This is a genomic window from Geomonas oryzae (assembly GCF_004117875.1).
Classification (GTDB): domain Bacteria; phylum Desulfobacterota; class Desulfuromonadia; order Geobacterales; family Geobacteraceae; genus Geomonas; species Geomonas oryzae.
Window position 1 is genome coordinate 128,463 of sequence record NZ_RAHW01000006.1, and the last position, 25,022, is coordinate 153,484.

Genomic DNA, 25,022 nt, shown 5'->3' on the forward strand with positions numbered 1-25,022 from the left:
AGAGAGATGCCGCCCCGGCAGGGGCGGTGGTTTTTGATGAGCGGCTGGCGGATGCGTCAGCCGCTCATTGCGTTTGAAGGGTAAGGCGGGACGTTATGTCGGAGATGGCGGCACCGCCGGCATTGCGGGCCGAGAAGGCGTCGAGGGTGAAGGATTCCGCTGTCGGGGGTGTCCCGGCTGCCGCGGTGCAGGTAAGGGTGACCAGGGGGCCGACGGTCATGCCGACGGGATTGGCGATGTTGACGGCGAGCACGGGCCCGGAGGCGGACGAGGAAGGGGTTATTACGGCGGCGCCGACATAGCTTCCTCCTATGGCCGAAGCCACGACCCCGTCCGTGACGGTCCCGTCGGCTTCGGTCGGCACGGAGACCCCGGCGGGTAGGCGCAAGGTGAACTGGGCGGCGTAGAGCACGGCGTCGGCAACCGGCCCCTGCGCGGTGACGAGGACGTGCACCGTCCCGCTAGCCGGTTCCGGGATGTGCACGTTGCCGTCATTGCCGGGAATTTGATTCGACCCGGAGCCGCCACAGGCTGCGAGTAACAGGCACATCAGCATCACCGCCGGCAGTTTCATGATTCCTCCCTCAAAGCCTTTTCAGTTCAGCTCTTTGCACTCAAGGAGCTAGGTCACCTTACTGTTTCGCAACGAAAGAAGATTGTAACGGATGTTTTATTGGTATCAACTAATGTTTAAGCGACAGGGAAGTCGGCAGCAGTACCCCGGTAAAATGTGTTGAAATTTGCTGTACTTAATCATTGACAAAGGAAAATGGCACCTATACAATTCGTCAGCTTTGCCTATACCTAGCTGCACACTTTTTCTGGGGGTCTCACCTTATGGAAATGAAGGACTTCATCTTTACCTCTGAATCTGTCTCTGAAGGGCATCCTGACAAGGTTGCCGACCAGATATCCGACGCCATCCTCGACGCCATCCTGGCTCAGGACCCCAAGGCGCGTGTTGCGTGTGAGACGCTGGTCACCACCGGTATGGCCGTGATCGCCGGCGAGATCACCACCAACGCCGTCATCGACTATCCGAAGATCGCGCGTGAAACGATCCGTGAGATCGGCTACCACGATTCCGCCATGGGCTTCGACTGGGAAACCTGTGCGGTGCTGACCTCTATAGATAAGCAGTCCCCGGACATCGCCCAGGGCGTCACCGAAGGCGAGGGGATGTTCAAGGAGCAGGGCGCGGGCGACCAGGGGCTCATGTTCGGCTTTGCCTGCAACGAGACCCCGGAACTGATGCCGATGTCGATCCTGCTTGCCCACAAGCTCGTGGCTAGGCTCGCCGACGTCAGAAAGACCGGCGTGCTCGATTTCCTTCGTCCGGACTCCAAGTCCCAGGTTTCCATCCAGTACATCGACGACAAGCCGGTGCACGTGGACACCGTCGTCATCTCTTCGCAGCACACCCCCGAGGTGTCCTACGAGATGATCAAGGAAGGGATCATCGAGGAAGTCGTCAAGAAGATCATCCCGGCCCACCTGATGGATGCGAACACCAAGTTCCTCATCAACCCGACCGGCCGTTTCGTCATCGGCGGACCGATGGGTGACTGCGGCCTCACCGGCCGCAAGATCATCGTCGACAGCTACGGCGGGCACGGCGCCCACGGCGGCGGCGCTTTCTCCGGCAAGGACCCCTCCAAGGTGGACCGTTCCGCGGCCTACATGGGGCGTTATGTGGCGAAGAACCTGGTTGCTTCCGGCATCTGCGAGCGTTGCGAAGTGCAGGTGGCCTACGCCATCGGCGTCGCCGAGCCGGTCTCCGTCATGGTCGACTGCAACGGCACCGGCAAGATTCCGAGCAAGCGCATCTCCGAGATCGTGCGCGAGGTGTTCGACCTGCGTCCGCGCGCCATCATCGAGCAGCTCGACCTTTTGCGTCCGATCTACAAGAAGACCGCCGCCTACGGCCACTTCGGCCGCGAGCTTCCCGAGTTCACCTGGGAGCGCACCGACAAGGCCGCGATCATCAGGGAGAAGGCGGGACTCTAAGAACCGGTTCTACGTTCTAAGTTCTACGTTCTATGTTAAAAACAAAAGGCCTTCCGGATTCCGGAGGGCCTTTTGTTTTAGACGACTCTTTGTTGTTCAACTTAGAACGTAGAACGTAGAACGTAGAACGGCTGTTAGCTTTTCCTGCTGAACCTGTACCCCACGCCGCGCACGGTCTGGAAGAAGACCGGGCGGGAGGGCTCGGGCTCGAAGTACTTCCTGAGCCGCACGATGAAATTGTCCAGCGTGCGCGTCTCGGCATCGGTGGCGTAACCCCAGACGCTCTCAAGGATCTCACCGCGCGGAATCGCTTCTCCTTCGCGATGGAAGAAAAGCGACAGCATGCGCACCTCGAGGTCGGTCAGATCGATCTCCCCCTGCCGCGTCCTCGCCCGGTAGGAGAGCAGAAAAACCTCGTTGTCGCCGAAGCTGTACCCTTCCTCGACCGGCTCGGGACGGTACCACGCGCTGCGCCGGAGCATGCCGGAAACCCTGAGCAGAAACTCCTTCAGGTTGAACGGCTTGATCAGATAGTCGTCGGCCCCGGCGGCAAGCCCCGAGATGCGGTCGCTCTCTGCGGAGCGCGCCGTCAGCATCAGAACCGGGACGCGCGAGTCCAGCACCCGTATCTTCTGGCAGACCTCGAACCCGCCGATCCCGGGGAGCATGACGTCCAGGATGATCAGGTCGAACTTCTCCACCGTTACCTTCTCAAGGGCCTCCTCGCCGCTCTCCACGTGGCTCACCAGATACCCTTCCTGTTCCAGGTTGAAGGTGATGCCGCGCGCCAGGTGCATCTCGTCCTCGACTAGCAGTATGTGCGGTTTCTCGCCGGACATCCTATCCTCGCTGCTGCCTGCCCTGAAGCGGCAGGGTGATGTGGAAGGTGCAGCCTTTGCCGGGGCCCGGGCTTTCGACAGAGATCTTGCCGCCGTGCGCGCTAACCACGCTTCTCACGATGTAGAGCCCGAGACCGGTTCCCCTGATGTTCTCGCCCGGGGTGCGCACCCGGTAGAACATCTCGAATATCTTCTCCAGTTCGTCGTCCTTAAGCCCCTTGCCGTTGTCCTGGAAGTCGAGCACGCACTGCCTGCCGCTCGCGCTGCGCTTCAAGGAGACGCGGATCTCGGGCGATACCGGCGAGTAGAGAAGGGCGTTCTCCAGGAGGTTTCGGAGCGCCATCTCCATACCCTCGGCGTCGATGGTCGCGGTGATGCCCGGCTCGACTTCGAGGGTGAGTTTACCTCCCTCCGGGAGCTCGCCGCTTTTGCCTTCCAGATAGCTGGTCACGAACCCGGAGAAGTCGATCTTCTTTGCCTTCTCCCCCAACTGCCGGAACTCGATCCTCGTCGCCATGAGAAGGTTGCTGATCAGGATGTTGAGCCGTTCGGTATCGGAGAGCATGGTGTCGAGGAAGCCGTCGAGCTTCTCCTTGGGGAGCTCTCTCATCTTTGCCGTCTCAAGATGCAACTGGATGGAGGCGAGCGGCGACTTGAGTTCGTGGGTCAACTGGGAGATGTAGCTGCGCTGTTGCAGGTAGAGCTTCGCCTGGCGCCGCCAATAGAGGAAGATGACATAGACACCGGCGAGGATCGCCACCGCCATCAACAGTCCCTCGACCAGTACGATCCACTCCACCCCTTGAGTCACAAGCTCAGGCTTGTAGCGCAGGGCGAGGGCTTTGAACTCCTTGTTCCTGCCGATGAACCAGTAGACCCAGGATACGACCATGACCACCCAGATCAGCTGGATCCCTATCAGTGCAATCAACGGGTTGGAGAGTTTCCGGTTCATTTTCATGCCACACAGGTAGCATCGCCGCCGCGTTTTTGCAAGGGGTATCTGAGGAGAGGCGGGCGTTTGTTTTACACTATTATTACAAAAGCCTCGGATGTTCTCTGCTAATGTGTTTACGTCGCAGTCTGTTACTCAGGAGGAGTTATGTTCAAGCCGTTGCGCATTGGTAAACACGAGGCACGTTACCCGCTGATTCAGGGCGGCATGGGGGTAAGGATTTCGGCGGGCTCGCTGGCCGGTCACGTCGCGAAGTGCGGCGGTGTGGGGCTTGTGGCTTCCCCTGGGATAACCCTGAATAGCGAATTTTTCGACGGCAGGAACTACCTGAAGAGCAACTCCCAGGCGTTGAAGGACGAGATCCGCAAGGCCTATGAGATCGCTCCCGACGGCATCATCGGCGTGAACATAATGGTTGCGCTGACCGATTACGAGGAGCTCGTAGTAGCCGCCGTCGAGGCGGGGGCGAAGGTGCTCGTCTGCGGCGCCGGTCTTCCCATGACCCTTCCCGGGCTCACCGCGCACGCGCCGGACGTGGCCCTCATCCCCATCGTCTCCTCGGTGCGTGCAGCGCAGCTGATCGCAAAGAAGTGGGACAAGACTTACAACCGTCTTCCCGATGCCGTGGTGGTCGAGGACCCGGACACCGCCGGTGGGCACCTTGGTGAGAAGATGGAGAATATCGGGACTGGTGAGTACGACCAGTACGCGACCGTGCGCGGCGTAAAGGAATTCTTCCGTTCCGAGTACGGGCTGGATATACCGATCATCGCGGCCGGCGGCATCTGGGACCGTGCCGACGTCGAACATGCACTGGCCGAAGGGGCCGACGGCGTTCAGATGGCGAGCCGTTTCGTAACCACCGTCGAGTGTGACGCCGAGGATGCCTTCAAGCAGGCCTACCTCGATTGCAAGAAGGAAGACATCGGGCTCATCATGAGTCCGGCCGGTCTCCCGGGGCGCGCCATCCTCACCAACCAGCAGGGGATCTTCGACTACGACCGCGACCACTCCTCGGTCTGCTCGTACGGCTGTCTCAAGAAGTGCTCCTACAAGGAGAGCGGCGAGCGTTTCTGCATCGTGAAATCGCTCGATCGCGCCCAGCGCGGCGAGGTCGATTCGGGTCTCGTATTCTGCGGCACCAACGCCTGGAAGGCGAACCGGATCGAGACGGTCCAGGAGATCTTCGACGAGATCTTCGGGGCCCAGGGAGCCGTGACCGAGGACAAGGCCGCCTAATTTAGAAAACACACCAAACGCGGGAGCGCGCCTTGCGCCGGGGCCTTGAAAGGCCGGCAAAGCGCCGCTTCTGCGCAGGAACAACCAGATCCCCCAGTGGCTTTGCGCCGCCGGGGGATTTTTTCGTTTTTCTTCCAATCCATTTCAGGTACCCCCACTTAGAGTGAGGAGTGACATCCCCTCTCCCGCCGGGAGAGGGTGGCCGAAGGCCGGGTGAGGGCGTTGCCACGAGGGAAGGGATTGCAGCTACCGACGCCCTCACCCCGCCCCTCTCCCAAGGGGAGAGGGAGGATGGACGGAGGCTGCTGCGGAAGAGCATGCATAAGGAGGAAATAATATCTCATCCGTCTTGTCGGCAGCGGCTTACTGTGTTATATCAAGAAAACTTGATTTATAACAATAACGAGAGTTGATATAAACATGCTGGAACTTTTCAAGGCACTGGCGGACCCTTGCCGCCTCCGGCTGGTCGGCGTGCTCCTTAATGCGGAGCTCACCGTTCAGGAGCTCACCCAGGTCATGGGGATGGGGCAGTCGCGCATATCGCGGCACCTGAAGATCCTGGCCGAGGCCGGTGTACTCGCGGTGAAGCGCCAGGGGACCTGGAGCTACTACCGCGCCGGTGACGCCAACCCGTTCTTCTGCGCCATCAGGCCGGAATTCGAACGCGAACTCGAGCAGCTTCCCGAGCGCCGTGAGGATCTGGCCGCCGTGGCGCAGGCCCTTGAGGCACGACGGAAACGGAGCCAGGAGTTCTTCGACCGGCACGCGGCCCAGTGGGACCAGCTCTCGCGCACGCTCCTGCCGGTGCCCGAATACCAGGAAAGCCTCCTGGACAAGGTGCCTGAGGCGGCGGTGCTTTTGGAGATAGGCGTCGGTACCGGAGCGCTCCTCGCGGAGCTTGCGCGTCGGGCGGGGCGGGTGATCGGCGTCGACCATTCTCCCGCGATGCTGGATGAGGCGCGCCGCAGGCTAGCCAAGGACGGGGTGCAGGGGGCCGAACTGAGGCTTGGTGACATGAACCACCTGCCGCTGGCCGACGGCGGGGCGGGTTGCGTGGTCGCCAACATGGTGCTGCATCATGCCCCCCGGCCGGAAACGGTGCTCGCCGAGATCGCACGCGTGCTTGCGCCGCAGGGGACGCTGCTTGTCGCCGACCTCGCGCGTCATGAACAGGAATGGGCCAGGGAGCAGCTGGCCGACCAGTGGCTCGGCTTCGAGGACGGCGAGTTGAAGGGGTGGCTTAAGGGAGCGGGATTTTCAGGTATCACCATCGATCGCGTCTCCTCGGGAAACGGTGCAGAAGACGTGCTGCTGGTGCAGGCGGTAAAGACATGAAAGACGGTAAGTTTTAGCAGTATAGACAGCAAGACCATCGAAAGGAGAACAACGTGAAACAGGATTACATCGTAAAGGATATGTCGCTGGCCGATTGGGGTCGCAAGGAGATGATCATCGCGGAAACGGAAATGCCGGGTCTCATGGCGATCCGCGAGGAGTACGCGGCGGCCCAGCCGCTCAAGGGGGCGCGCATCGCGGGCTCGCTGCACATGACCATCCAGACCGCCATGCTCATCGAGACCCTCACCGCGCTCGGCGCCGAGGTTCGTTGGGCTTCCTGCAACATCTTCTCGACCCAGGATCACGCCGCGGCCGCCATCGCCGCAGCCGGCATCCCGGTCTTCGCCCACAAGGGCGAGAGCCTCACCGAATACTGGGACTACACCCACAAGATCTTCGAGTGGCACGACGGCGGTGCACCCAACATGATCCTTGACGACGGCGGCGACGCGACCTTGTTGCTGCACCTTGGCAGCGACGCGGAGAAGGACCCGACCGTCCTCGACAAGCCGACCTGCGAGGAGGAAGAGGTGCTCTTCGCGGCCATCAAGAAGCGTCTCGCCGAGAAGCCGGGCTGGTACGCGAAGACCGCAGCCTGCATCAAGGGTGTCACCGAGGAGACCACCACCGGCGTGCACCGTCTCTACCAGATGTTCGAGAAGGGCAAGCTCAAGTTCCCGGCCATCAACGTGAACGACTCGGTCACCAAGTCGAAGTTCGACAACATCTACGGCTGCCGCGAGTCACTGATGGACGGCATCAAGCGCGCCACCGACGTCATGGTGGCCGGCAAGGTCGCGGTCATCTGCGGCTACGGCGACGTGGGCAAGGGATGCGCCCAGGCGATGCGCGGGCTGCAGGCCCAGGTGTGGGTCACCGAGGTCGACCCGATCTGCGCCCTTCAGGCGGCCATGGAAGGGTACAAGGTGGTCACCATGGAATGGGCCGCGGACAAGGCGGACATCTTCGTCACCACCACCGGCAACATCGACGTCATCACCCACGATCACATGAAGGCGATGAAGCACAACGCCATCGTCTGCAACATCGGTCACTTCGACAACGAGATCGAGGTGGCGAAGCTCAAGCAGTACCAGTGGGAGAACATCAAGCCGCAGGTCGACCACGTCATCTTCCCGGACGGCAAGCGCATCATCCTGCTCGCCGAAGGGCGCCTGGTGAACCTCGGCTGCGCCACCGGTCACCCCTCGTACGTGATGTCCTCTTCCTTCGCGAACCAGACCCTGGCGCAGATGGAACTCTTCTGCAACCCGGGCAAATACCCGGTGGGCGTCTATATCCTGCCGAAGGAACTGGACGAGAAGGTGGCGCGCCTGCAGTTGAAGACCCTCGGCGCCATGCTGACCGAGCTTTCCGACGCGCAGGCTGCCTACATCGGCGTCAAGAAGGAAGGTCCGTACAAGTCGGAGCACTACAGGTATTAAAACCGAGAGGCGTTCTATGTTCTGCGTTCTACGTTCTACGTTGAATGCCTAACCCTCTCCCTCCGGGAGAGGGTGCCCAAAGGGCGGGTGAGGGCGTTGCCGCGGAGTGAGGAATTGCAGCTGCCGACGCCCTCACCCTGCCCCTCTCCCGGGGGGAGAGGGGATATGGACGCTATGCTGCGGACGGTCCTTCAATCGCTATGCAAAAAGAAAGGGCGCTCGGTTTTACCGGCGCCCTTTTCTATCCTTCCTGCTCGCTTTCTTCTTTTTTCTTTTTCCCCTGACCAGGGGTGCATGCCGGCGACATTCAGGTCGCAATCCCCATCCGGGGCAGGATGAAACGCTGCAGCGCCACCCATGCGACAACAATCCCCGCCAAAATCAGCAGCTCGTTCATATTCCACCTCCCAAAATACTACGATGCACTATATCGCATATTCGGGAAGAAAAATATACCAAATTAATTATTATTATTACCCTTTCAGCTTAATGCAGGTAGCCGACGGCGGCCTCGCACTCGCTGACCAGGTCGACCTCCCTCAGCAGGGCGAGATCCACCTCGCTGCCGGCCGGGATGAAAGTCGCGTCGCAGGGGAGCGCGGCGAGTGCGTCGCATCTCGTCATGGTGCTGAGGATCGCGGTGTGCTGCTCGCCCGCACAGTAGGCGACGTGCCTGCCGTGACGCTTCTTCACCGTCACCCGGATGAAGTGCAGCTTGCCGGGCTTCTTGTGGGCGTCCTCGGCGAGAATTCCCTTCACGAACGGGGGAACCACCTTGCGGTGCCCCATCATCTTCAAGAGGGCGGGCTTCACCAAAAGCTCGAAGGTCACCATGGTGGAGACCGGGTTGCCGGGAAGCGAGAAGATCGGTTTTCCCTGCCAGGTCGAGAAGGCGGTGGGACCGCCCGGCTTCATGCCGATCTTCCAGAAAAGCTCCTCAGCTCCAAGCCCGGCGGCGACCTCGCGCACGAGATCCCGGTCCCCGGCGGAAACGCCGGCCGAGGTGATCAGGGCGTCGCAGCAAAGCCCCTGCAACATCTTCTCCCGGTGGCTTTCCACGTGGTCGCGTGCTATGCCGACCAGTACCGGTTCGGCGCCCGCCTCGCGCACCGCGGCGGCCAGCGACAGGGCGTTGGAGTTGATCACCTTGCCCGAGACCGGGCGCTCGCCGAGTTCGATCAGTTCATCCCCGGTGGAGAGTATGGCGATCCGCGCTTTGCGGTACACCGGCACCAGCGCCTGTCCCATGGCGGCCAGCATGCCGACCTCGGCGGGACGAATTCCGGTGCCTTCCGCGAGTACCGGGGTGCCTGAGGCCACGTCGCCGCCTCTCACGCGCACATGCTGCCGGGGGAGCACCTTGTGGCTGATCAACACATGATCTCCGTCCACTTCCGCTTCTTCTATGGGTACGACGGCGTTGCAGCCGGGTGGGATGGGAGCTCCGGTCATGATGCGCACCGCGCATCCGGGCTCGACCGTGGCTGCTGCGTCTCCGCCGGCGGGGAGAAAGCCGGTGATGGTCAGGCGGGTGGGGGCCGAGGTGCAATCCGCGGCGTGCACGGCGAAGCCGTCCATGGCGGAGTTGTCGTAAAGCGGCAGGTCCCAGGGGGCGATGATGTCCCGGCTCACCAGACGCCCGAAGGCGTCCATAAGCGCAACGGTTTCCTCTCCAAGGGGCTTCACGTGGGCCAGTATGATGCCGCGCGCTTCTTCAAAGCTTGGCATGGTGCACCTCCCAGGTGCTTTCCGGGCGCCGTCGTGGCGCCGGTCGATTTCTTCGGCGGCAGCGATGCCGCTTTTGAATCGTTCCTACGCTCCAGCGTGGGAACGAAAGCCGGAGACGCTCCGGTGTCTCCTTCTGCGGACGCTGGAGCGTCCTGAGCGTGCGTTCCCACGGTGGACCGTGGGAACGATTTGGACACCCTGCCTCCCCGGAATTCCTGAGTGAACTTGGGGGAGGGGCGGTCCTGTGAGGTCTATGCTGCGTCCACCAGTTTCACCGGGACTTCCGCGTAGGATATCTCGTGCACTTCCATTTCCAGGAGGTCGATGGAGAGCTTGCGGTTTCTGAGCGGCTCGCCCTTGCCGAGCAGGACCTTGCACACCTCGGCGACCTCGAGGCTCGCCACCACGGCCGGGGTGAAGGAGGGGTTGCCGAGCTGCTGCTCGATCCCCTTGCCGGCCACCCAGTGACGGTAGATGTTCTGCACCGTGGTTTCCCCGGGGAACTGGGTCGCCACGTGCCCGTACCACCCGCCGATGGCGCCGTGCACCATGGGGATACCGGCCAGGGTGCATACCTCGGCCAGCTGCAGGCGGTAAGGGATGCTGTCCAGGGCGTCTACGGCGATGCTGACCCCGGCGAGGAGCTCGAATCCGTTGTTCAGGCAGAAGGCGTCCTGGATGGGGATCACCGTGACGGCGGGATTCACCTGGGCAAGCCGTTCCGCCGCGACCGCCACCTTGGGCTGACCGAGGGAGGCCGGCGTGGAGAGGATCTGCCGGTTCAGGTTGTGCTCCTCGAAGATGTCGGGATCTATCGCGACGATCTGACCAACGCCGAGACGCGCCAGCTCCTCCAGGACGTAGCCACCAAGGCCGCCGCAGCCGATCACGGCTACGCGGCTTTGAAACAGGCGCAACTGCTCCTCGACGCCGATCATGCTCCGGTTGCGCTGGTAGCGGGCCGGGAGGATGCCGTTTTGCAAAGCGAGCCACTCCACCGCGGCGTGGCTTATGTCGAACAGTTTCGCGGTGGTATCCTGGGCGCGCCAGGAGAGCAGGTCGTCCTTGGTCTGTTCTTTCAAAAAGGTGAGGGCGTTGCGCATGTCAGCCTCCTCCGACCAGGGGAAACAGCGAGAGGGTGTCGCCGTGGGCGAGCTTGCTGTCCAGTTCGCCGTGCCGGCCGTTCAGCATCACGATGCCGATCTCCTCCTCGGTGAGTCCTAAAGAGAGCACTACGGCCCGCACGTCGGTCCCTTCGAGGAGTTCCTGCTCGGCCACCTTGAACCTGCCGTTTCTGAACGTGGCGAAAAGTTTGAGAGTTATCTGCATGAGGCACCTGCTCGAAAGTTCAAACGGAAAAACCCGGCGTGACCTTCGTCACGCCGGGCGTCGTGTGGGTCCTAGAAGTTCCAGAACTCGTCGATTTCCTCGTCGGTGAAGTCCCACACCGCGTTGTGCGGTGCGACCGGCTCGGTCTTGAAGAAGTCGGGCAGACGGTCATGCACGTTGGTGAGACCCGCTTTCTGGTTGAACTCGCGCTCGGTCTTCAGGACGTACTTGCCGAGGTTGGTGACGTCGTCGCCGGTGAGGGCGATGCCGAAGCGGGCGTTGATCATGTCGATCAGGGCCGGGAGGCACTCCGGGATGTCCAGCGCCGGGAAGGCGACGAAGATGCACATACCGGTGGAGTCGACCGCGGCGGTAGCGATCTGCAGGTTGCGGGAGAGCTCTACCTGGCCGTCCTTCTTGAGCGGGTCGACGTAGCCCCCGACGTTCAGGATGTTGGTGGCGATGGTGTAGCCGGAGGTGTGGTCGGCGCCCATGGTGGAGGTGGCGTAGGTGATGCCGATACCCTTGACGGAGCGCGGGTCGTACGCCGGGATGGCCTGGTTCTTCACGACCGGGACGCGGGTGACGCCGTAGGTGCGGCCGACGGAACCAGCGCCGCCGCCCAGGATGCGGCCGAGGGCTGTGCCCTTGCCGATCTCTTCGGTCAGCAGGCGGAGCATTTCTTTGGAGTCGCCCCAGTTGAGGATGCCGGCTTCCATGGCGACGCCGAACATGACGGCGGTCTCGATGGAGTCGATCCCGATGTCGTCCATCAGGTTGTCGGCGCGGGCGATGTCGTCCAGGTTGTCGATGCAGCAGTCGGCGCCCAGGCCCCAGATGGTCTCGTATTCGAAGCCGGAGGTGACGTACTTACCGTCCTTGTCGTGGTAGACCTGCGAGCACTGGATGATGCAGCCGGCGTGGCAGCCGTGCTTGGGCTTGCCGCCGCGGGCGACGATGGTGTCGTACATGGTCTCGCCGGAGATCTTGTCGTGAGCTTCGAACTGGCCGGTGGTGAAGTTTCTGGTCGGGAGACCGCCCGCCTCGTTCAGGATGTTCACGAGGACGTTGGTGCCGTAGGTCGGCAGACCCTCGCCGGAGACCGGGTGGTCGAGGATGGCCTTGGAGAACGCCCTGGCGGCAGTCTTGAATTTCTCGGGATCGGCGATCTTCACGCCCGGGGCGTCTGCGCCGTCGATGGAGATGAACTTGATCTGCTTGGAGCCCATGACTGCGCCCAGGCCGCCACGGCCGTGGCTGCGGATTTTGCTGTCCGGATCCTTCACGGAGATGTTGGCGGCGGTCATCTTCAGTTCGCCGGCCGGGCCGATGGTGAGGACGCCGGTCTTCTTGCCCAGACGTGCCTCGACGGCGTCGATGACGGCGAAGTTGCCCTTGCCCAGCAGTTCCTTCTCTTCGCTGATGGTGACGCCGTTAACGCCGACGGCGAGGTTGTACCAGGCGTCGCCTTTCGGGGCGCCTTCGATGATGAGGGCCTTGATGCCGAGTTTCGCCAGCATTTGTGCCGCGGTGCCGCCTGCGTTGGACTCCTTGATGCCGCCGGTGAGCGGGCTCTTGGCGCCTGCGGAGAGGCGGCCGGAGTTGGCTGCCGGGGTGCCGGTCAGAAGGCCCGGTGCGAACACCAGCTTGTTCTCGGCGGAAAGGGCATGGCAGGTCGGCGGTACTTCGGCTGCGACGATGGTGGAGGTGAGGCTGCGGCCGCCGAGGCCTGCCCAGGCTGCCGGAACTTCTTCGATCTTGGTGGTGAGGTCGGTCATGTTGACGCGAAAAATCTTATCCATGCTTTTCAAGCTCCCTAATTTAAATTGTTCTACCGGCTGCTTAGCGTCAACCGGGACTCCTTTCCAAAGGGGAGGCTGCGCCGTTTCCCGCGCAACCCGTTGGCCTGGAGCCATGAGGGGGATCCCTTTTAGGCTCGACACGGCTCGGAGATTTTTGATGCGTGACTGACCCGACACCGCTTACGCATCTAGTTGCATGTGCTGGGGGTATTCTTTCCCCTTCCCCCGGAGGGGGAGGTTGGGTGGGTGGGTAGCCAGGAAAAGCCCCCCTCCCTTACCCTCCCCCTCCGGGGGCGGGGATCATGCTACAAAGGTATTACATTGCATCCTTGAAGATCTGGATGACCTGCTCAAGGGTCGCTTTGCGCGGGTTGGTGAACTGGCAAGCGTCCTTTTTTGCGTTTTCCGACATGATCGCCAGGTCCTCTTCCTTCACGTTGAGGGCCTTGAGGCCGGTCGGGATGCCGATGGAAGCGGAGAGGCTGCGGATCCTGTCGATCGCTTTCTGGCCGGCTTCGGTCACGGAGAGACCGTCGACGTTCTCGCCGAGAGCTTTCGCGATGTCGGCGAAACGCTCGGGGCATGCGATCAGGTTGTACTGGCTGACGGCCGGCAGCAGGATGGCGTTGCAGACGCCGTGCGGCAGGTTGTAGAAGCCGCCTAGCTGGTGCGCCATGGAGTGAACGTAGCCAAGCGAAGCGTTGTTGAACGCCATGCCGGCCAGGTACTCGGCGTAAGCCATCTTGTCGCGTGCCTCGAGGTCTTCGCCGTTGGCGACAGCCTTGGAGAGGTACTTGGCGATCAGCTCGATGGCCTTGATGGCGCATGCGTCGGTGATCGGGGTGGCGATGGTGGAGACGTATGCCTCAACCGCGTGGGTGAGGGCGTCCATACCGGTAGCAGCGGTCAGAGCGGCCGGCTTGCCGACCATGAGCAGCGGATCGTTGATGGCGATGTTCGGAGTGCAGCGCCAGTCGACGATAGCCATTTTCACGTGGGTATCGGTGTTGGTGATGATGCAGAAACGGGTCATTTCGGAAGCGGTGCCCGCGGTGGTGTTGATGGCGACGAATGCCGGCATCGGCTTGGTGGACTTGTTGATGCCTTCGAAGTCGCGGATGTTGCCGCCGTTGCCGATGACCAGGCCGATGCCCTTGGCACAGTCATGGGAGGAGCCGCCGCCCAGGGAGATGATCGCGTCGCAAGCGTTTTCCTGGTACACCTTCACGCCGTCGTGCACGTTGATGTCGGTCGGATTCGGCTCGGCGCCGTCGAAGATGATGGCCTTGACGCCGGTGGCTTCAACCTGCTCCTTGATCTTGTCGGCAACGCCCATAGCCGAAAGACCTTTGTCGGTTACGATGAGTGCCTTGGATGCGCCCAGTGCTTTCACCTGGTCGCCGGTTTCCTTTGCGGAACCGATACCCATCAGCGAAACCGTCGGAATGAAGAAGCCGTAAGTCTGTTCTCCTAATGCCATTTGTCTTTCCCCCTGTTGTTTTTCCGGGCTATTAGCGCCGGTTTGATTATTTTAAGATTCGTGCGGTGTTGCATACACTTTCCTAAAACGGTTTTCTATGCTTTCGCAAGGGGCGTACCAGAATTCACCGTAAACGCAATTTTTTGCCAGCCCGAACAATTTTCATAGGATACCGTATACTTAACGAATTCTGTGTTTACATTAACCTGTCCTCGCTGAAAGGTTGCGTTCTGAAATCGAACAGTTGCGGCGTTCCATAATGGAGCGTTTGCGCTTTTGTGGAACGGCCGTTTTGATCAGCAAACCGATGATCCCCGCTGTGCCTTCCTGTTGAATTCAAAATCCCAAAAATTGGTTCGTTTGTTGTGTATTCACCATCTTACTTCCTGCCTCATTAGTGTCGGGCGTGCCTTTTTGCGCCGAAGTGGAACAGTTGGTACCGATATTGCCTTGTATACGGCGAGGCGTGTTTCACGGAGGGATGCGGCATGGCACTGATCGATACCTACGGCAGGCGGATCAACTACTTGAGACTCTCGGTCACCGACCGCTGCAACATGCGCTGCAGTTACTGCATGCCGGCGCAGGGGGTGGCGAAGCTCGGGCATAAAGAGATGCTGAGTTACGAGGAGCTGTACCGCGTGGCTGCAGCATGCGTGGCGCAGGGGATCGAGAAGATCAGGGTGACCGGAGGGGAGCCGCTGGTGCGAAGGGGCATCGTCGAATTCCTGGGGAGCCTTTCCTCCATCCCGGGATTAAAGGAGCTGGTGCTTACGACGAACGGGCTCCTTCTCGAGGAGCTTGCCCTGCCGCTCAGGCAGGCCGGTGTGGCCAGGCTCAACATAAGCCTTGATTCGCTGAGGGCGGAAACCTTCGCGAGGATCACACGCGGCGCCGATCTCTACCGGGTGCTTGCGGGGATAGCGGCGGCGCAAAAGGCGGGTTTCGGGCCGCTAAAGATCAACATGGTGGTGATGCGCGGGGTGAACGACCAGGAGATCCTCGATTTCGCCGCTCTTACCATGGATCACCCGTTCACGGTGCGCTTCATAGAGTACATGCCGACCCTCCAGGATGCGAAGTGGGGCGCCCAGAGCATGCCGGGAAGCGAGATCCTCTCGCGCATCGCGGAGCGTTATCCACTGCTGCCGCTGGTGAACTCGGAGATGGCGGGACCGGCAAGGAACTACAAGATACAGGGTGCCCCGGGCGCCATCGGGATCATCACACCTGTCTCCGGTCACTTCTGTGAGAGCTGCAACCGGATCAGGATAACGGCGAACGGTCGGGTGCGCGGCTGCCTATTCTCGGACCAGGGGACGGACCTGAAACCGCTTCTGGCATCGGACGACCCGGGAGCCCTGCATGAGGCGCTTTGCCGTATCGTGACGCAGAAACCGGGACGGCACCATATCGCCGAGGAAGGGGCCGAGCAGGCCGTGGTCAACATGTCGCGGATCGGCGGGTAGCAGGACGGGTTCGGCAAACGTGGGCCGGGAGCTGGGATCAGCACCGGCGATAGCGGAGGAGATTATGAGCGCTTCTGTAGTGGCGGTGAGCGTAAGTGAGAATAAGGGCGAGAGAAAGAAGCCGTCGCCGGCGGTGCATCTCAGGGAAAACTTCGGGATCATCGGCGACGCGCATGCGGGGGACTGGCACCGCCAGGTGAGCCTCCTTGCCGAGGAGAGCATCGAGAAGATGATCGCGCTGGGGCTCGCGGTTGGACCGGGAGATTTCGCGGAGAACATCACCACGCGCGGCATCGAACTGGTGACCCTGCCGGTGGGGACACGAATCGGCATCGGGCCGGTGGTGCTGGAGGTCTCTCAAATAGGTAAGGTCTGCCACACCCGGTGCGCCATCTACTACCAAGCGGGCGACTGCGTCATGCCTAAAGAGGGGATCTTCGCCACGGTGGTAAGTGGCGGCGTGGTGCGCCCCGAGGACAAGATCGAGCTGCTGTAACAGGCAGCATATTCAAATCAGCAGGCTAAGAAGGGGAGAGGTCATGAAGGACAGAAGCCAGAAGAAAGTGAACATCATCTCGATACGCATGAGCGACGACGAGCGGGACGCCATTCAGAGGCTCATGGACAAAAGGGGGAAGAAGGCTTCCTTCATCATGCGCGAGGCGTTCGCACTCTTCAGGGAACAGTGGGAGCTTTCCAGGGGCGAGGCGAGCCACTAGCCGGTAGCCACTAAAACCTTTGTGGACCCGGTGGACTGTGGCAACGGGTTTCAACACTGTTGGCAAAAGAAAGGATCTTCAATGTACGTGGTGGCTTGCATTAAACAGGTGCCGGATACGACCCAGGTGCAGATCGACCCGGTGACCAATACGCTGGTGCGCGATGGCATTCCCTTCATCGTCAACCCTTACGACACGCATGCGCTGGAGGAAAGCCTCCGCATGAAGGCGCGCTACGGGTTCAAGGCGGCGGCGCTCTCGATGGGACCGCCTAACACGGAGGCGACACTCAGAAAGGCGCTCGCTCTCGGCGTGGACGAAGCCATCCTCTGCTCGGACCGTGCCTTCGGCGGCGCGGATACGCTCTCTACCAGCAAAGTGCTGGCGGAGGCGATCCGGAAACTTGGCCAGGATGACGAGGTGGGACTGGTCTTCTGCGGCAAGCAGACCATCGACGGAGATACGGCCCAGGTCGGCCCGGGCATCGCCATCCGCCTCGGTTTTTCGCAACTCACGCTCGTGGATCGCATCGAACACCTCGACTTCCTTTCCAGAAAGATCCGCGTGCGCCGCAAGCTCGAGGGGCGCTACGAGATCGTTGAGGCGAAGCTGCCGGCCATGATCACGGTGGTGCGCGAACTGAACCGCCCGCGCTACCCGACAGTCCCGATGCGACTGAAGGCGGCCAGGAGCGAGGTTAAGGTCTGGAGCAACAACGACCTGAAACTCGACCCCAACGGCATCGGCCTCAAGGGGTCGCCTACCTGGGTGAGCAGGATCTTCTCGCCGCAGCGTGCGGCGGGCGAGATCATCGGCGACGGATTGAACGACCCCACGGGGACCGCCAAGCTCCTCTTGGAGAAGCTTGTGGCCAGGGACATGCTGGCGGTGTAGGGCGTCACTAAAACCTTATGGACTGATTGGACACCGGTGGACCCGGTGGACCTGATGGACGTGACCAGGAGTGGGTAAAAGATGGCTGAAGTCAAAACCAAACTGAAGAAGCCGCGGGGTAAGGTTCGTCTGATCGAGGGGAAGTGCATCGCCTGCGGCGCGCGCTGCCAGAGCAGCTGCCCGGTGGACGGCATCCAGATGAGCGACGCTGGAGAGCCGCAGATCGAACTCTCGAAGTGCATCGGCTGCCTCAAGTGCGTGAAGGCCTGCCCGGGCTCGGCCCTGGAGATCTTCTACTCGAAGGAGGAACTGGAGATCCTGGCGCAGCTAGCCGGTCAGCAGGACCTCGCCGAGGATGAGGCCGATCCGGAGGAGCTGGCACGCCGCGAACTGGTGGCGGCTTACCGCGGCGTATGGGTCTTCATCGAACAGACGGAAGGGGAGGCGGCCCGCGTTTCGTGGGAGCTCCTCGGCAAGGGGAAGGAGCTGGCGGCGAAGCTCGGCGCGCAGCTCTCGGCGGTGGTGCTGGGCGACAAGGTCGAGCACCTCTGCCATGAGGCCTTCAGCTATGGTGCCGACCAGGCGTATCTCATGGATCAGACGGTCTTCGCCAACTACCGCACCTATCCGTATCTGGACGCCCTTTGCCACCTGATCGACAAGTTCAAGCCGGAGATCGTGCTCATGGGCGCGACCGGGATGGGGCGCGACCTCGCCGGGGCCGTCGCCACCCGCGTCAAGACCGGCCTTACCGCCGACTGCACCGGCCTCGACATCGACCAAAAGCGCAACCTCATGCAGACCCGCCCGGCCTTCGGCGGCAACATCATGGCGACCATCATGTGCGACCGTTTCCGCCCCCAGATGGCGACGGTGCGCTCGCACGTCATGCCGATGCCGGCCCAGGAGGCGGGACGCAAGGGTAAGATCATCCCGGTTTCCCTTCCCATCAACGAGGCGGACGTCTTCACCAAGGTGCTCGAGGTGATCCGCGACAAGAAGGCGGGTGAGGTGGACATCGCCGGCGCCGAGTTCATCGTCTCCGGTGGGCGCGGCCTGATGGCGAAGGAGAACTTCGCCATGCTGCAGGAGCTGGCCGACGAGCTCGGGGGCGTCGTGGGCGCCTCGCGCAGCGCGGTGGACGCGGGGTGGATGCCGCCGGACCGTCAGGTGGGGCAGACCGGCAAGACGGTACGCCCGAAGATCTACATCGCCTGCGGCATCTCCGGTGCGATCCAACACCTGGTGGGTATGCAGGACTCCGACCTCGTCATCGCCATCAACCGCGACAAGGAGGCCCCCATCTTCGAGGTGGCGAGCTACGGCATCGTGGGCGACCTGTTCCAGGTGGTCCCGGCGATTACCGCCGCGCTGCGCGATATGAAGGCGGCCCAGGGGGGCGTCGAGGTCAAGGACGTCAAGGCGGCGTAAAGGTTTGGGAGACGCTGGAGCGTCTCGGGCTTGCGTTCCCACGCCGGAGCGTAGGAACGATGCATCTTGGGAAGATTCCTTCTTCGCCATTTGGGAGAGGGTAGGGGTGAGGGCGCCGCTTACGGTGGTAATGCGTCGACGTGGGGTTGAGGCACCGCCCTCACCCTGGCCCTCTCCCGCCTTCGGGCCGAAGGGGAGGGGACTGGCTCCGCAGGTGCCTGTCCCCCTGGCCTGTCCTTGGACAGCCTTCCCCCCTCCCAACCTCCCCCCTCCAGGGGGAGGGGCCACTGCTCAGTCAAGATGCCGCTGCCATTTTGAGCGGCAACCGGTCATCGAAAAACACTTACAAAGGATACGTTCATGCAACCTAATCCTGTCATCTTCGCGCCGCTTCTGGCTGCGGCCTGCGCCATCTTCGCCTGGAGCTGCTACCGCCGCTTCAGCCTGGTCGCCGTCGGCGCCGCCGAAGACCGTCTCTCCGGCTTCCCCGAGAGGCTCAAGGGGATGTTCCTCTTCGCCTTCCTGCAGAAAAGGGTGGTGAGCCGCCCCTTCGGCATCAACCACGTCTTCATCTTCTGGTCGTTCCTGGTGCTCGCGGTAGCAAATACGGAATTCCTGCTGGCGGGGGTGTTCCCGGCGGTGAAACTCGCGAACCTGCTCCCCGCGGCGCTCTACCTCCCGCTCGTCTTCGCTTTCGATCTCGTCTCGCTTTGCGCCCTCGCCGCCGTTGCGCTCGCGCTGGTGCGAAGGGCGGTAGCGCCTCCCTATGAGGGCGCCCGCACAGGCGAGGCCTTCGGCATCCTCTCCATGATCGGCACGCTGATGCTCGCCTACTTCGGCCTGCACGCGGCGGAGATCGCCATGGGGCAGGAGCAGGCGGCCCAAGCCATGCCGGTCTCTTCGGCCCTGGCGGCGATGCTGGCGGGGGAGGGGAGCGAGACCCTGAAGAGCGTCGCGCAGCTCTCCTGGTGGCTGCACGCCGGGGTGCTGCTCTTTTTCATGAACTATCTTCCCTACAGCAAGCACATGCACATCCTGGCCGCCATCCCCAACTGCTTCTTCAAGGAGCTGGAGACGCCGAACACCCAGCCGCGCGAGGAGTTCGAGGAGGGGAACGTTTTCGGCACCGGGAGCATCGACCGCTTCACCTGGAAGGACCTCTTCGATTCCTTCTCCTGCACAGAGTGCGGGCGCTGCGAGAAGTCCTGTCCTGCCGCCAACACCGGCAAGCCGCTCAACCCGCGCCTCGTCATGCACGACATCAAGGTGAACCTCCTCGCCAACGGCGACCTCCTGAAACGCGGCGGCGAGCCGACCGTTCCGGTGATCGGCGAGGGTGAAGGATGCATCAAGCCGGACGCGCTCTGGTCCTGCACGAGCTGCGGCGCCTGTCTTGCCGCCTGCCCGGTCTTCATCGAGCAGATGCCGAAGATCACGAAGATGCGCCGGCACCTGGTGCAGATGGAAGCGGATTTCCCGGAAGAACTTCTGAACCTCTTCGAGAACATGGAGCAGCGCTCAAACCCCTGGGGGATCGCACCGGGCGAGCGCGGCAAATGGGCCGGCGGGCGCGACGTGCAGCTCTTCGAGGCGGGAAAGACCGAGTACCTGTACTTCGTCGGTTGTGCGGGGTCCTTCGACTCGCGCAGCAAGCAGGTGACGCTTGCCATGACGCAGATCTTCGAAGCGGCCGGGGTTTCCTACGGCATCCTCGGCAAGGACGAGAAGTGCTGCGGCGACAGCCTGCGCCGCCTGGGGAACGAGTACCTCTTCGACAGGATGGCCAAGGAGAACGTGGCGCTATTCCAGGAGAAAGGGGTGAAGAAAATCGTCACCCAGTGTCCGCACTGCTTCACCACGCTCAAAAACGACTACAGGCAGTACGGCCTCGAGCTGGAGGTGATCCCGCACGCGGAATTCATCGAGTCGCTCATCGTTCAGGGGAAACTGAAGCTCGACCACCACGCGAAAAAGGGTGGCAACATCGTCTTCCACGACTCCTGTTACCTCGGGCGGCATAACGGCGTCTACGAGGCGCCCCGTTCCGTAATCGCCCACGCCACCGGGAGCGCTCCCGCCGAGATGGAGCGCAGCCGCGAGAATTCCTTCTGCTGCGGTGCAGGGGGCGGGCGCATGTGGATGGAGGAGCATCTTGGCGAGAGGATCAACCTGAACCGGGTGAACGAGGCGCTCACCGGCGACCCGGGCACCATCTGCACCACCTGCCCCTACTGCATGACCATGATGGAGGACGGCCTGAAGGAACGCTCGACCGGCAGCACCAAGGTGAAGGACATCGCTGAACTGGTGGCGGAAGGGCTGAAGGGGAGGGGGTAGAAGGTAGAAGGTAGAGACCGCTGAGAAAATCCCCCCTGTCCCCCCTTCGCAAAGGGGGGGACCTGGCGCCTGATGCGGCCCTTTGTGGACACACTTGTCGCCATCCCCGGGAATTCGCGGATGACTCGTGGGAGGGGAAGAGCCAAACAGACAGCGGCGGCCGGCGACGGTGGGTGATGGTCTCACGTCGGCGGCTCCGAGAACTCTTCGCTTTCCGGGAAGGACCGGGTGGGACGTCTTGACGCGGGCGGCACCTCCCCCCCCGGCTCCTTTCCGGATGGCGAGGGGCAACACGATTTCTAGAGGAACGCAAGATGAACAACAACGCGGCGGCACTATCGGAATTCATGCCGGACAACGAGCCGGCCTTCCTGGAGTACCCCTCCAAGCTCTTCGTGGAAACCACCAGCCGCTGCAACCTAAACTGCGTCATGTGCATGAAGCAGAACACGGACGGCAGCCGGGTCGAAGACGGCGACCTCGACGTCGCCACCTTCAGCCAGCTGGAGCCTGCGCTTCCGAACCTGGAGGCACTGGTTCTAAACGGCGTCGGCGAACCGCTCATCAACACGCGTCTCGAGCACTTCATCACGCGGGCGAAGAAGCTCATGCCGGTAGGGAGCTGGGTCGGCTTCCAGAGTAACGGCCTCTTGCTGTCGCACCTGCGTGCCGTGTCACTCCTTGAGGCGGGGGTGGACCGCATCTGCCTCTCCATGGACGGCGTCGACGCGGACACCTTCAGCTCCATCCGCTCCGGCAGCCAGCTGGTCGACCTGGAGCACGCGCTGAACGCGCTGGGAGCGGCAAAGGTAGCCTGCCGCCGCCCCGACATGGAGATCGGGGTCGAGTTCGTCGTGATGCGCGACAACCTGCGCCAGCTCCCGGCCGCTCTTTCCTGGGCCGCCGAGTTCGGCGTCAGCTTCGCGCTCGTGTCGCACCTGCACCCCTTCGACGAGCCGCACCTCACCCAGTGCAGTTACGACCTCTCGAGCGACGAGTCGATTTCCCTGTTCCAGAGCTGGATGAGCAAGGCCGAGCTGAAGGGGCTCGACATCCGGCGCTACTTCGATGTGCTGTGGAATTACAAGAAGACCGAGGAGGAGCGCGCCATCATCGAGTACGTGGCGGCGATGAAATCGGACGCGCAGCAGCGCGGGGTGACGCTCGACCTGAAGCGCCTCTTCGCCCTGGACACCGAGCGCATCCATGAAAGCCAGGCGATTTTCGAGGAGGCGGCGCAGGTAGCGCGCAGGACCGGGATCGAGCTGAAGCTTCCCGAGGTGGCGAGGCGGGAGAGCCGCGTCTGCAGCTTTGTCGAGAAGGGGAGCGCCTTCATCTCCTGGGACGGCGGCATGCATCCCTGCTACCACCTCTGGCACCACTGCCGCTCCTTCGCAAACGGCTGGCTCCACCCGGTGCAGCCCTGGAGTTTCGGCAACGTCAAGGACAAGGGGGTGCTGGGGATCTGGAACAGCCTTCCCTTCCGCCGTTACCGCGAGAACGTGCTGCGCCACGACTACCCATCCTGCGCCGAGTGCAACACGTCTCCCTGCGACCTGATGCAGTCCGACCGCTTCGACGTCGACTGCTACGTGAACACCGAGCCCTGCGGCAGTTGCCTCTGGAGCTCCGGCGTCTTCAGGTGTCTGGACTGATGCCTCTCAGCACCTCCCTGAGTGTTGAGAGGCTGTAAGGCTTCTGGATAAAGCCCGCGACATCCTTGCCGGAGAATTTCTGCTTCAGCTCCGTCTCGCTGTAGCCGCTGGACATGACGACATGTACGTCCGGATTTATCTTCTTCAGTTCGATCAGGCACTGCCCTCCATCCATCTGGGGCATGGTGAGATCCAGGATGACCACGCGGATGCCGGGTATGGCCTTATAGAGCTCGATAGCCTCCCAACCTTCGCTGGCGGTTATCGGGGAAAAACCGAGTTCCCTGAGCATCTCCGCCCCGATGGTGCGCACGGTTTCCTCGTCATCGACCAGGAGCAAATATCCTGAGCCTTCCCAATCATCCTGCTCCGGCAAAGGGGCGTGTTCGGTCACCGCCTGGTGTACGCCGGCCGGGATCAGTACCTTGATCGTGGTCCCCCGGCCCGGTTCGCTGTCGACGGCGATCGCCCCGTGATGTCCCCTTATGATGCCCTGGACCGCAGCCATGCCCAGACCGCGCCCGGTGAATTTGGTCGTGAAAAACGGGTCGAAGATCCTGGCCAGCGTCTCCTTGTCCATGCCGCACCCCGTGTCTGTGATCTCCAGACAGACATACACCCCCTCTGCCAGTTCCTCGTTCTGCCATACGTTCTTCAGGTAGCTGCGGTCGCACTCCATGCTGCTCGTTTTGATGGTGATGGCCCCGTTATTTTCTCCGATTGCTTCAGAAGCGTTGATAACCAGGTTCATGATGACTTGGCGGATCTGTGTCGCATCGCCTTCGACGAGCGGGAGCGATGCGGCGAGGTCAAGGCTTAGGCGGGCTTTCTTCGATATGGAGACCTCGAGCATGTGCAGCATCTCTTGCAAGAGACGATTCAACTCCAGGTTTTCGATAACGAACTTGCCCTTGCCCGAGTACGCGAGCATCTGTGCGGCGAGGTCGGCCGCCCGCGCCGATGCTTGCTCTATGCTGCGCAGGTTCCGTATGGCCGGTGAGTCCTGACCGACCCGCATCAAGGCGAGTTCCGCGTTCCCCATGATGGCCATGAGGATGTTGTTGAAGTCGTGGGCGATGCCCCCGGCGAGCACGCCGAGGCTCTCCAGCTTCTGCGAGTGCAGGAGCTGTTTTTCGAGCTGTTGCTGTTCCGCCTCGAGACGCCTGCGCGCCGTGATGTCGCGGGCCAGCAGGATGAATCCGGTGCATGGTGTTCCCATCGCCGTGACGGAAAGCTCGAACCACATCTCTCCTTGCGGCATATCGAGGGAATACACCGCGCCCCGGTGCGAGCCGCTCCTTCCTGCTTCCGCAAGGGCTGCCGTGATGACACGCGCCGGCTCTTCCGGCAGGACGTCGGGGAACTTCTTTCCCATGAACAGGGCCGGCGGAACATAGGGGGCGTTCTGCGAGGAGGAATGAAATTCCACGATGATCCCGTCCAGGTCGGTCCGGAACATCAAATCGGGCATCGAGTTGAGGATCGCCTCCTGCGCTTCCTGGGCGAAACGCACGTTCGCCTCGGCCCGCTTGAGTTCCGCGATGTCGCCTTCCAGTCGCTCCGCCATCATGTTGAAACTCCTGCAGACGGTGTCGATTTCCCCCACCGACGCGCAGGTTACCCGCGCGGCCATGTTTCCTGCTGCCAGCTCATCGGCGACGCGGGCCAGCTCGCTCACCGGGCGCAGCACCAGCCGGTTCGCGGCTACGTTCAGGACGATGGCGAAGGTGAGCGACATGAAGAGCATGCCCACCAGGATGATCTCGGTCTGGCGCACCAGCTGCGCGTGGACGTTCCGCCGGCTGAGCCCGATGCGGACCGCGCCCTGCGTGGAGGCATCGACACTGATCCTTTGCAGGAGCTCGATCACGTCGCCGTTCTTTTTCAGACTGTCCACTACCGTACCGATGGAAGCGTCGGACGGGAGCTTTTCGAGGACGGTTTTCACCTGCGGGTGGGAACGGTTCAGGCTTGCGAACGCCGTGGTCTGCGGGATGCCGTCGGCGTCCTCGATGACGGTGTAGATGATCTCGTCATCGTGCACCTCCGAGACCAGGGCATCCAGCTGCAGGGTATCCTTCAGAATCAGCGCATCGGTGCAGACCGATGAAATGTAACTCGCGAAGGCCCTTCCCTTGTTCTCGAGGGTGAGTTCCAGCTTGTTTCTTTGCGCGACGAACAGAGTCACCGCTACGGCAACGGAGAATACGAGGACGATGCTGAAGGAGAGGAGGAAAAACCTTCGCTGCAGGCTTGGATGTCTGATCTGCCAGGTGCCCATTAGTACCTGCCCTTCGCGGAGCGTCGGTTGGTGCGCCGACCTACCGGTGGATGTTGCACGGTCAGCAGCGA

At 62.0% G+C, this 25,022-nt stretch carries 20 protein-coding genes and 1 riboswitch; of the genes, 11 read left to right on the forward strand and 9 right to left on the reverse strand.

The window, feature by feature from the left end; genetic code table 11:
• Window positions 1-64: 64 nt before the first annotated feature.
• Entirely contained in the window at window positions 65-574 is a 510-nt protein-coding gene (locus D6Z24_RS15640) for a hypothetical protein (protein WP_129127541.1), read from the reverse strand.
• 263 nt (window positions 575-837) lie between these two features.
• Here D6Z24_RS15640 and metK point away from each other — a divergent pair, with 263 nt between their 5' ends.
• Complete coding sequence (gene metK, locus D6Z24_RS15645) at window positions 838-2,007, forward strand: methionine adenosyltransferase (RefSeq protein ID WP_129127542.1); 1,170 nt, start codon at window positions 838-840, stop codon at window positions 2,005-2,007.
• A 134-nt stretch (window positions 2,008-2,141) separates the two neighbouring features.
• Here metK and D6Z24_RS15650 read toward each other — a convergent pair whose 3' ends face one another.
• Both D6Z24_RS15650 and D6Z24_RS15655 read right to left on the reverse strand, forming a co-directional pair.
• Entirely contained in the window at window positions 2,142-2,846 is a 705-nt protein-coding gene (locus tag D6Z24_RS15650) for a response regulator transcription factor (protein ID WP_129127543.1), read from the reverse strand.
• A gap of 1 nt (window position 2,847) precedes the next feature.
• Window positions 2,848-3,807, reverse strand: coding sequence for a sensor histidine kinase (locus D6Z24_RS15655; protein WP_129127544.1), 960 nt, complete (start codon window positions 3,805-3,807; stop codon window positions 2,848-2,850).
• 141 nt (window positions 3,808-3,948) lie between these two features.
• On the opposite strand from D6Z24_RS15655, the gene D6Z24_RS15660 reads away from it, so the two are divergent.
• The 3 genes from D6Z24_RS15660 to ahcY all read left to right on the forward strand — a co-directional run bounded on the left by D6Z24_RS15660 (window position 3,949) and on the right by ahcY (window position 7,826).
• Window positions 3,949-5,040 (forward strand): NAD(P)H-dependent flavin oxidoreductase, encoded by a 1,092-nt coding sequence (locus tag D6Z24_RS15660; RefSeq protein WP_129127545.1) that lies wholly within the window; start codon window positions 3,949-3,951, stop codon window positions 5,038-5,040.
• Window positions 5,041-5,460: 420 nt separating this feature from the next.
• Window positions 5,461-6,378: an ArsR/SmtB family transcription factor gene (locus tag D6Z24_RS15665; protein ID WP_129127546.1), complete on the forward strand. Its 918-nt coding sequence runs from the start codon at window positions 5,461-5,463 to the stop codon at window positions 6,376-6,378.
• Window positions 6,379-6,431: 53 nt separating this feature from the next.
• The gene (ahcY, locus tag D6Z24_RS15670) at window positions 6,432-7,826 is read left to right on the forward strand and encodes an adenosylhomocysteinase (protein ID WP_129127547.1); all 1,395 of its coding nucleotides are present in this window, start codon (window positions 6,432-6,434) and stop codon (window positions 7,824-7,826) included.
• Window positions 7,827-8,312: 486 nt separating this feature from the next.
• Here the strand turns inward: ahcY and D6Z24_RS15675 are convergent, their stop codons facing one another.
• The 5 genes from D6Z24_RS15675 to D6Z24_RS15695 all read right to left on the reverse strand — a co-directional run bounded on the left by D6Z24_RS15675 (window position 8,313) and on the right by D6Z24_RS15695 (window position 14,165).
• Window positions 8,313-9,554: a molybdopterin molybdotransferase MoeA gene (locus D6Z24_RS15675; protein ID WP_129127548.1), complete on the reverse strand. Its 1,242-nt coding sequence runs from the start codon at window positions 9,552-9,554 to the stop codon at window positions 8,313-8,315.
• A gap of 251 nt (window positions 9,555-9,805) precedes the next feature.
• Window positions 9,806-10,657 carry a HesA/MoeB/ThiF family protein gene (locus tag D6Z24_RS15680; protein ID WP_129127549.1) on the reverse strand — a complete coding sequence of 284 codons (852 nt, stop codon included), beginning with the start codon at window positions 10,655-10,657 and terminating at the stop codon, window positions 9,806-9,808.
• Between the two features lies 1 nt (window position 10,658).
• Window positions 10,659-10,883 carry a MoaD/ThiS family protein gene (locus D6Z24_RS15685; RefSeq protein ID WP_129127550.1) on the reverse strand — a complete coding sequence of 75 codons (225 nt, stop codon included), beginning with the start codon at window positions 10,881-10,883 and terminating at the stop codon, window positions 10,659-10,661.
• Between the two features lie 71 nt (window positions 10,884-10,954).
• The gene (locus tag D6Z24_RS15690; RefSeq protein ID WP_129127551.1) at window positions 10,955-12,685 is read right to left on the reverse strand and encodes an aldehyde ferredoxin oxidoreductase family protein; all 1,731 of its coding nucleotides are present in this window, start codon (window positions 12,683-12,685) and stop codon (window positions 10,955-10,957) included.
• A gap of 41 nt (window positions 12,686-12,726) precedes the next feature.
• Window positions 12,727-12,847: riboswitch (molybdenum cofactor riboswitch) on the reverse strand.
• A gap of 154 nt (window positions 12,848-13,001) precedes the next feature.
• A complete protein-coding gene (locus tag D6Z24_RS15695; protein ID WP_129127552.1) occupies window positions 13,002-14,165 on the reverse strand; it encodes an iron-containing alcohol dehydrogenase in 1,164 nt (387 codons plus the stop codon).
• A 488-nt stretch (window positions 14,166-14,653) separates the two neighbouring features.
• Between D6Z24_RS15695 and moaA the strand changes: the two genes are divergently transcribed.
• From moaA to D6Z24_RS15730, 7 genes are all read left to right on the forward strand, one after another.
• Complete coding sequence (gene moaA, locus D6Z24_RS15700) at window positions 14,654-15,634, forward strand: GTP 3',8-cyclase MoaA (protein ID WP_129127553.1); 981 nt, start codon at window positions 14,654-14,656, stop codon at window positions 15,632-15,634.
• Window positions 15,635-15,698: 64 nt separating this feature from the next.
• Window positions 15,699-16,130, forward strand: coding sequence for an MOSC domain-containing protein (locus D6Z24_RS15705; RefSeq protein WP_129127554.1), 432 nt, complete (start codon window positions 15,699-15,701; stop codon window positions 16,128-16,130).
• A gap of 43 nt (window positions 16,131-16,173) precedes the next feature.
• Complete coding sequence (locus D6Z24_RS15710) at window positions 16,174-16,353, forward strand: hypothetical protein (protein ID WP_129127555.1); 180 nt, start codon at window positions 16,174-16,176, stop codon at window positions 16,351-16,353.
• Window positions 16,354-16,434: 81 nt separating this feature from the next.
• Entirely contained in the window at window positions 16,435-17,247 is an 813-nt protein-coding gene (locus tag D6Z24_RS15715) for an electron transfer flavoprotein subunit beta/FixA family protein (protein ID WP_129127556.1), read from the forward strand.
• Between the two features lie 81 nt (window positions 17,248-17,328).
• Entirely contained in the window at window positions 17,329-18,678 is a 1,350-nt protein-coding gene (locus D6Z24_RS15720) for an FAD-binding protein (RefSeq protein ID WP_129127557.1), read from the forward strand.
• A gap of 360 nt (window positions 18,679-19,038) precedes the next feature.
• Complete coding sequence (locus D6Z24_RS15725; protein WP_129127558.1) at window positions 19,039-21,015, forward strand: (Fe-S)-binding protein; 1,977 nt, start codon at window positions 19,039-19,041, stop codon at window positions 21,013-21,015.
• Between the two features lie 314 nt (window positions 21,016-21,329).
• The gene (locus D6Z24_RS15730) at window positions 21,330-22,670 is read left to right on the forward strand and encodes a radical SAM/SPASM family putative metalloenzyme maturase (protein ID WP_129127559.1); all 1,341 of its coding nucleotides are present in this window, start codon (window positions 21,330-21,332) and stop codon (window positions 22,668-22,670) included.
• Here D6Z24_RS15730 and D6Z24_RS15735 read toward each other — a convergent pair.
• Window positions 22,654-24,951, reverse strand: coding sequence for a hybrid sensor histidine kinase/response regulator (locus D6Z24_RS15735; RefSeq protein ID WP_129127560.1), 2,298 nt, complete (start codon window positions 24,949-24,951; stop codon window positions 22,654-22,656). The genes D6Z24_RS15730 and D6Z24_RS15735 overlap by 17 nt on opposite strands.
• Window positions 24,952-25,022 lie beyond the last annotated feature (71 nt).